The sequence below is a fragment of the Turicibacter sp. T129 genome (assembly GCF_025594975.1).
Taxonomy (GTDB): Bacteria; Bacillota_I; Bacilli_A; order MOL361; family Turicibacteraceae; genus Turicibacter; species Turicibacter bilis.
Genome location: NZ_JAMQUU010000068.1, coordinates 33,879 through 40,607, shown reverse-complemented (window position 1 = coordinate 40,607; position 6,729 = coordinate 33,879). Strand labels below are relative to the sequence as shown.

Below are 6,729 nucleotides of genomic sequence, written 5' to 3'. Positions count from 1 at the left end.
CACCAGTTGACAAAGAGCCAACAAAAAAAGCACCCCATATCGCTTAATCTTTTATGATAAGGATATAAGATGCTTTTTTATTATTGTTTAAATCTAATACTTATTAACAGCATACTTTAGTATAATTGATATTACTATCTATTTTTGAGCCACGAAGACGATGCGTTCTGATTCTTCTGTTGGGGCTTCATCTAAGAAATCAGCTGAGATTTCTAAGATTTTGAATCCGATATCTTCGAGCCATTGTTTGTACTCTTCAATTGCAAAGGTACGTTGATAGTGTGTTTCTTCGAAACGTTCATAACGTTCACCTTCTCGTTTAAAGAATGTTAATTCGTGTTCAATGCTATATGGATATTTCCCTTCACAAACATGCCAGATATACGTTAAATCTGGATTTGTATCAGCATATAAGTAATCTTGGAAGATTTCAGTCACTTTAAATAATGAGTGAACATCAAAGATTAAAATGCCACCTTCTTTTAAACTTTCATAAAGATGTCTAAATGTTTGAAACACTTCTGTATCTTTTTTTAAGTAATTTAATGAATCGACGTAAATAACTGCTCCATCAAATCCACTAAATCCTTCTAAACGGCACATATCTTGTTGAACATAATGAATGCCTAAGCCTTCTGATAATGTTTTTTCATAAGCAAGTGATAACATATCTTCTGATAGGTCGATTCCAGTGACGTTATATCCTTCTTTTGCTAAAAGAATTGAAATTGTCCCTGTTCCACATCCTACATCTAAGATTGAACTTCCAATCGGTAAGTATTGCTTTGTTTTCGCAATCCATTTATGATAAGGAACATCTTGCATTAAAATATCATAATAATATGAAAATGCTTCGTATGCCATTAGACTAACATCCCTTCGATATTCACACGAGGAACGTCAGCCCATAATTTTTCTAAGTTATACTCTAAACGAGTTTCTGGTGTAAAGACATGAACAACGATTGTTCCAAAGTCAGCTAAAACCCACTCCGCATGGTGTGCTCCTTCAATATGTTTTAATGTTAAATCTGTTGTTCCTTCTAAATCTTTTAATTCACGAATGATCCCTTGAGCTAAACGGTCATTTTTAGCTGTTGTGATAATCATGTAATCATAGATTGGTGAATGATTTTGCATATCTAAAACCACGATATCTTCTGCGTGTTTTTCATCTAAAGATTTTACGAATTTTGCTAAGTTTTCCAAATAAATCAACTCCATTATAAATATTGACGGTAGTATTCATACGCGGCTAACGTATCCGGATGAATATCGCCCTTCCCTTTGCTACTTAAATAAGCAACAGTATTAGCAAGTGTTTGTGCAACAGCAACGTCTAAATCTTTCGTTGCCAGCTCACGAATCTCTTCAACTCCTGGTTGCGTACGATTCGGTTCAATATAATCGGCTAAAAACACAATTTTTTCAAGAGTCGTCATAGCTGCTTTACCGGTTGTATGATATTTAATTGCATTTAAAATATCCGAATCTTTAATTTGATACGTTTCTTTTGCGACAATCGCACCCACTGGTGCATGCCACACTAATGGGCTATAGTTGAGATAATCGGTCTCCTTCGCAGACTCTAATTTTTCTTTTAAAAGGTCATTAGGTAAATACTTTGCAATATCATGCAATAAAGCGGCGATTTGTGCCGATTCAACTGAGGTATTATAACGCTTCGCTAGTTGCTCACTTGTAGCGACAACACCTAGCGTATGATCATAACGCTTGCTCGGCAACTGGTCTTTAACTTGTGATTTTAACGTTTCTAAATTCATCTTCACTATTTCGGTAAAACGATTTGTTTTTTCTTGCTTGATTCTTTGTAGAAAACAATTGTTTTCCCAATGACTTGAATCACCTCAGCATTAATGACTTCAGCAATTTCTGCTGCAATCGCTTTCGGTTCTTCAAAGCAGTTTTGTAAAATTGAAACTTTAATTAATTCGCGCGCTTCTAATGCATCATAAACCGTTTTGATTAACGCATCATTAACCCCATTTTTTCCAACTTGAATAATCGGTTGCATCGTATGTGCTAATCCTTTTAAATAACTTTTTTGTTTACCTGTTAACATAATTGCTCCACCTCTAACTGGTTTTCATATTTAAGCTCTTCTTGTTGAGAGCAGTTGTTGATCGTTCCTTTAGTTGACCAGTTGATCTTCATTGATTGATTAGGTCCAAGACATTAAGATGTCATCGAACCTGAATTGTGTCATATTTGATAACTTTTGTCAAGTTTACCACAAGTGACACCACTTAAATTAATGATGGACGAACTAAAACACCCACACCTTTTGGTGCATGAACCGTAATTTCTTGTCCTGTTCCGACTAAGGTAATCCAACCTAATCCTGAAATCACAACATCTGTTTTTTCTTTTCCAATACGGTACACATGTTTTTCCATAACCATCGGTTGACCATTTTCTTCAACGATTGGCTTTAACACTTGACCTGCTTGTGTTTTCCATAATTGATCGGCCTTTTCTAACTTCGTACGGTGAATATGTAAAGCATTCGAGAAATGCGTAATAAATGATGTACGTTCTCCCTTGACAAAGTCCATGCGAGCTAATCCACCAATATATAATGTTTGCTCAGGATTTAATTGGTAAACTCCTGCTTTGATTTCTTTTTTCGGTGTAATTTCTTTTAATACTTTTGGTGTCACATAATGCGCTAACTGATGCTCATTAATAATTCCTGGTGTATCAATGATTGAGGTAAAATCATCTAATGGAATCTCAATAATATCTAACGTTGTTCCAGGGAAATGAGACGTTGTGATAATATCTTCACGCTCCTCCGTGAAACGTTTAATAATACGGTTAACTAATGTCGATTTTCCAACATTCGTACATCCAACAATATAAACGTCACGACCCTTACGATATTTTTCAATCATTTCCATTAATTCATCGATTCCTAAACCTTTAGCTGCACTTACTAAAGCAACATCTAATGGTTTTAACCCCATTTCTTTTAATGAACGGCGCATCCAGTGATTTAATTTCGTTTTATTGACCGATTTCGGTAATAAATCAACCTTATTTCCAACTAATAAGATGTCATTTCCATTGATATGTCGTGAGATTCCAGCGACCATACTTCCTGAGAAATCAAAAATATCAACAATATTAATAACTAAAGCATCTGTTTCTCCGACACGTTGTAAAATTTTTAAGAAATCGTCACTTGTTAATGACACATCTTGTACTTCATTATAATGTTTTAATTTAAAGCAGCGTTGGCAATAAATAATTTGATTTTCCATTTTCTCAACGCTTGATTTTGGCGTATATCCAATTTCTTTTGGATTTTCTGTTTGAATGGTTGCTCCACAACCAATACATTTTAATTGTTCCATGAGGGCCTCCTCTATATTAATCTAAGTATGGTGGAGTCGGTAATTGACGTTTTTTTAATTGTTTCACGACAAAGCGCTCTAAACGACGATTAAATTTTGTTGAATTTTCATCTGAATGTAGATGAATTGGTTCCACTAAAATCGTATATAAGCCTAAACGTTTAGCGACTAACACATCCGTCATTAATTGATCGCCAATCATGATGACTTCAGAACGATGATACTGTTTTAAAATTTTACGTAATTTTAACTTCAATGGCTTTAATGCTTTATGATGAGCCGCTTTAATCGATAAATCTTTCGAAAAATAGGAGACACGCTCTTTATTATTATTTGAAACGATAATGACTTCAAATCCTAATTCTTTTGCGCGATTTAAAAATTCGATGACTTCTGGTGTAGGCGCCTTTACCGCTGCACCCACTAACGTATTGTCTAGATCAGTTAAAATCACACGTTTTCCGTTAGTTTTTAATTTTTCTAAATCAATTTGAAAAACATTTTTAACATATTCATCAGCTACGAAATGATGGATCAACACAATCTCCCCTTTCCAACTTTAAAGTGATGTTCATCAATGAACTTCATTTTTCTACGTATTCATTTCATTTTATCATAAATTCACTATAGTTTTAAGTCTATCGACACGAAGTTGCGCATATAATCTACTAAGTCGATTTATGAGGGAGGATTTTAACCTATGTTTTTATTTCAATTTATCGCCTCACTCTTCTCTAATCTGATTCCACTCGTTGGTGCCATTAATAATCAAGCCTTTCCAGATCCCCTAACTCCTGAAGAAGAAGAATATTACCTCAATCAAATGGCACAAGGAGATAAAGGAGCTCGTGAGAAGTTAATTGAACATAATTTACGACTCGTCGCACACATCGTCAAAAAATATCAAAATCAAAGCGATGATAAGGAAGATTTAATCTCAATCGGAACCATTGGACTGATTAAAGCGATTGATTCATTTTCTCCAGATAAAGGCACTAAATTAGCAACCTATGCCGCTCGATGCATCGATAATGAAATTTTGATGTTATTTCGCTCTACTAAAAAAATGAGAAATGATGTCTCTTTATATGATCCCATTGGATTTGATAAAGAGGGAAATGAGATTTGCCTTATTGATGTCGTGAAAGATGAAGAGAAAGATATAAATGATGTGATTATCCAACAACTTGCGATTGAAAAAATTGATAAAAACCTTGATGCGCTTACTGAACGGGAACGTGATATTATTATTCGACGATTTGGACTTGGAAATCACGAAGAAGAAACACAACAAGAAATTGCAAAGTCATATAATATTTCTCGTAGTTATGTCTCTCGAATCGAAAAACGTGCTTTAATGAAACTATATCGAGAGTTTATTAAAAGCTAACAGACAAAAAGGGGACCTCTATCCCCTTTTTTACTTTACCTTATACGCGACGTCGATAATTCGCATCTGATGGCATACGCCAATCTGTACGTGGTGAAAGTGAAATGTCTAACACTTTTGGTCCATCTGGCATCGCTGAACGTTTAAATTGTTGTGAGTAGAAACGACGATAGAAAATTTGTAAATATTCTAATAATTTCTCTTCTTCGAACTCCCCTTTAAACGCCTCTTTCATTAAAGCATAAATACGATCTTCGGTATCCCCGTTGTTTAACATATGATATAAGATAAAATCATGAATTTCATATTTACCAATGATTTCTTCAGTATGTTGTTCCGTATTAATTAACTCTGGTGAAATTGGGGTATCTAAAACATCACCTAGCGTATACTGTAACAATTTTGCATCTTCATCATTTGCTGTTAAAGCTTGTGACTCACATAACATAAATTGTTTGACCATAAACTTAACGAGTGTTTTTGGAATTCCCGCATTTATCGCATACATTGACATTTGATCGCCGTTGTACGTACACCATCCAAGCGCTAACTCAGACATATTTCCTGTTCCAAGAACAAGTCCATTCATTTTATTAGCTAAGTTCATTAAAATATTCGTACGTTCACGCGCTTGGGCATTTTCATAGGTCACATCGACTACATTTGGATCATGTCCAATGGTTTCAAAATGTGCTAAAACCGATTCACGCAAATCAATATCATGATGTGTCACACCTAAAGTTTTCATTAAGTTATTTGCATTAGTATTCGTACGATTAGATGTTCCAAATCCACGAATCGTATAAGCTATAATATTTTTGCGTGGCATATTGATTAAGTCGAATGTTTTAGCCGCTAATAATAACGCTAAAGTTGAATCTAATCCTCCTGACACCCCAATTAAAATCGTTTGTGCACCCGTGTGCTCAATACGTTTAGCTAATCCTGCCATTTGAATGTTCATCATTTCTTCAAACGCTTCTTTTTCCTCTGACTTTGGAACAAATGGCGTGGGATCAAGTGGCTGTTCAAACGTATAGTTTTGATTTTCTACTAAATCGAATGAAACATGTTGTAAAAAATCCATATTATCTTCTGCACTTTGTCTAAAAGCAGAAGAACGACGACGATCAAATTGAATTTTAGAAATATCTAAATCGGCAAACATGACATTCAATTCTTCACGAGAGAACATATCAGACTCCGCTAATAACGTCCCATTTTGTGAAATTAAGCTATGTCCACCAAATACGCCATCAGTCGTTGATTCATAAACACCTGATGAACAGTAAATATATCCCGCTACTAATTTTGAACTTTGAATGCGCACTAAATCACGACGCATACGGCTTTTTTGGTAAACTTCATTACTTGTTGATAAATTTAAAATAATATCTGCACCATTTAATGCTAAACGTTGACTTGGAGAAGAAGGGACCCATAAATCTTGGCAAATCTCAACTCCAAATGAAAGATCATACGTATAGTTATCGAAAATTAAATCTCCAAATGGAACTTTACGTCCTAAGAACTCAATCTCCTCATAATGCTTTACAATTTCATATCCGCGTGTAAACCAACGCTCTTCATAAAACTCCATATCATTTGGAAGATAATATTTTGGAATAATTCCTAAAATTTTATCTTTTTGAATCACGATTGCACAGTTATATAAATTACGATGAATCGCAATCGGTGCACCAACCGTAAAGACTCCATCAAATGGATTACGCTCTAATAAAATTTCAATGGCTTTTTTAACATCTTGTAATAAATACGTTTGGAATAATAAATCACCACACGTATAACCACAAATCGATAATTCAGGAAAAACAAGAACGCCTGCCTGATGATCTTGAGCCACTTTTAATGACTTTAACATCACTTCTACATTTGCAATCGGATCTCCGACTGAAACTTTTGGTGATGATGTCGCAACTTTTAAAAATCCATTATGAAACAT

General features: G+C 34.6%; 8 protein-coding genes. 1 reads left to right on the top strand and 7 read right to left on the bottom strand.

Annotation, left to right across the window (positions count from 1 at the left end; genetic code table 11):
* Nucleotides 1-138: 138 nt before the first annotated feature.
* The 6 genes from NEH75_RS11110 to NEH75_RS11085 form a co-directional block, all read right to left on the bottom strand.
* Nucleotides 139-864 carry a class I SAM-dependent DNA methyltransferase gene (locus tag NEH75_RS11110; protein ID WP_055243211.1) on the bottom strand — a complete coding sequence of 242 codons (726 nt, stop codon included), beginning with the start codon at nt 862-864 and terminating at the stop codon, nt 139-141.
* Complete coding sequence (rsfS, locus tag NEH75_RS11105; protein ID WP_055243212.1) at nt 864-1,208, bottom strand: ribosome silencing factor; 345 nt, start codon at nt 1,206-1,208, stop codon at nt 864-866. Before rsfS ends, NEH75_RS11110 begins: the two co-directional genes overlap by 1 nt.
* A gap of 14 nt (nt 1,209-1,222) precedes the next feature.
* Nucleotides 1,223-1,783 (bottom strand): bis(5'-nucleosyl)-tetraphosphatase (symmetrical) YqeK, encoded by a 561-nt coding sequence (gene yqeK / locus NEH75_RS11100; protein ID WP_055276500.1) that lies wholly within the window; start codon nt 1,781-1,783, stop codon nt 1,223-1,225.
* A gap of 5 nt (nt 1,784-1,788) precedes the next feature.
* Complete coding sequence (gene yhbY, locus NEH75_RS11095) at nt 1,789-2,082, bottom strand: ribosome assembly RNA-binding protein YhbY (protein WP_055243214.1); 294 nt, start codon at nt 2,080-2,082, stop codon at nt 1,789-1,791.
* A gap of 184 nt (nt 2,083-2,266) precedes the next feature.
* Nucleotides 2,267-3,376, bottom strand: coding sequence for a ribosome biogenesis GTPase YqeH (yqeH, locus tag NEH75_RS11090; RefSeq protein ID WP_262948884.1), 1,110 nt, complete (start codon nt 3,374-3,376; stop codon nt 2,267-2,269).
* Nucleotides 3,377-3,392: 16 nt separating this feature from the next.
* The gene (locus NEH75_RS11085; RefSeq protein WP_238581261.1) at nt 3,393-3,917 is read right to left on the bottom strand and encodes a YqeG family HAD IIIA-type phosphatase; all 525 of its coding nucleotides are present in this window, start codon (nt 3,915-3,917) and stop codon (nt 3,393-3,395) included.
* Between the two features lie 159 nt (nt 3,918-4,076).
* Between NEH75_RS11085 and sigK the strand changes: the two genes are divergently transcribed.
* Nucleotides 4,077-4,766 (top strand): RNA polymerase sporulation sigma factor SigK, encoded by a 690-nt coding sequence (sigK, locus tag NEH75_RS11080; protein ID WP_212724186.1) that lies wholly within the window; start codon nt 4,077-4,079, stop codon nt 4,764-4,766.
* Between the two features lie 40 nt (nt 4,767-4,806).
* On the opposite strand, the gene NEH75_RS11075 is transcribed toward sigK, so the two are convergent.
* Nucleotides 4,807-6,729, bottom strand: coding sequence for an NAD(+) synthase (locus NEH75_RS11075; RefSeq protein ID WP_262948883.1), 1,923 nt, complete (start codon nt 6,727-6,729; stop codon nt 4,807-4,809).

Excerpts from the sequence above, each read along its gene's own strand:
- NEH75_RS11110 (WP_055243211.1), bottom strand. The coding sequence starts at position 864 with ATGGCATACGAAGCATTTTCATATTATTATGATATTTTAATGCAAGAT.
- yqeK (WP_055276500.1), bottom strand. The coding sequence starts at position 1,783 with ATGAATTTAGAAACGTTAAAATCACAAGTTAAAGACCAGTTGCCGAGC.
- yhbY (WP_055243214.1), bottom strand. The coding sequence starts at position 2,082 with ATGTTAACAGGTAAACAAAAAAGTTATTTAAAAGGATTAGCACATACG.
- yqeH (WP_262948884.1), bottom strand. The coding sequence starts at position 3,376 with ATGGAACAATTAAAATGTATTGGTTGTGGAGCAACCATTCAAACAGAA.
- sigK (WP_212724186.1), top strand. The coding sequence starts at position 4,077 with ATGTTTTTATTTCAATTTATCGCCTCACTCTTCTCTAATCTGATTCCA.
- NEH75_RS11075 (WP_262948883.1), bottom strand. The coding sequence starts at position 6,729 with ATGTTTCATAATGGATTTTTAAAAGTTGCGACATCATCACCAAAAGTT.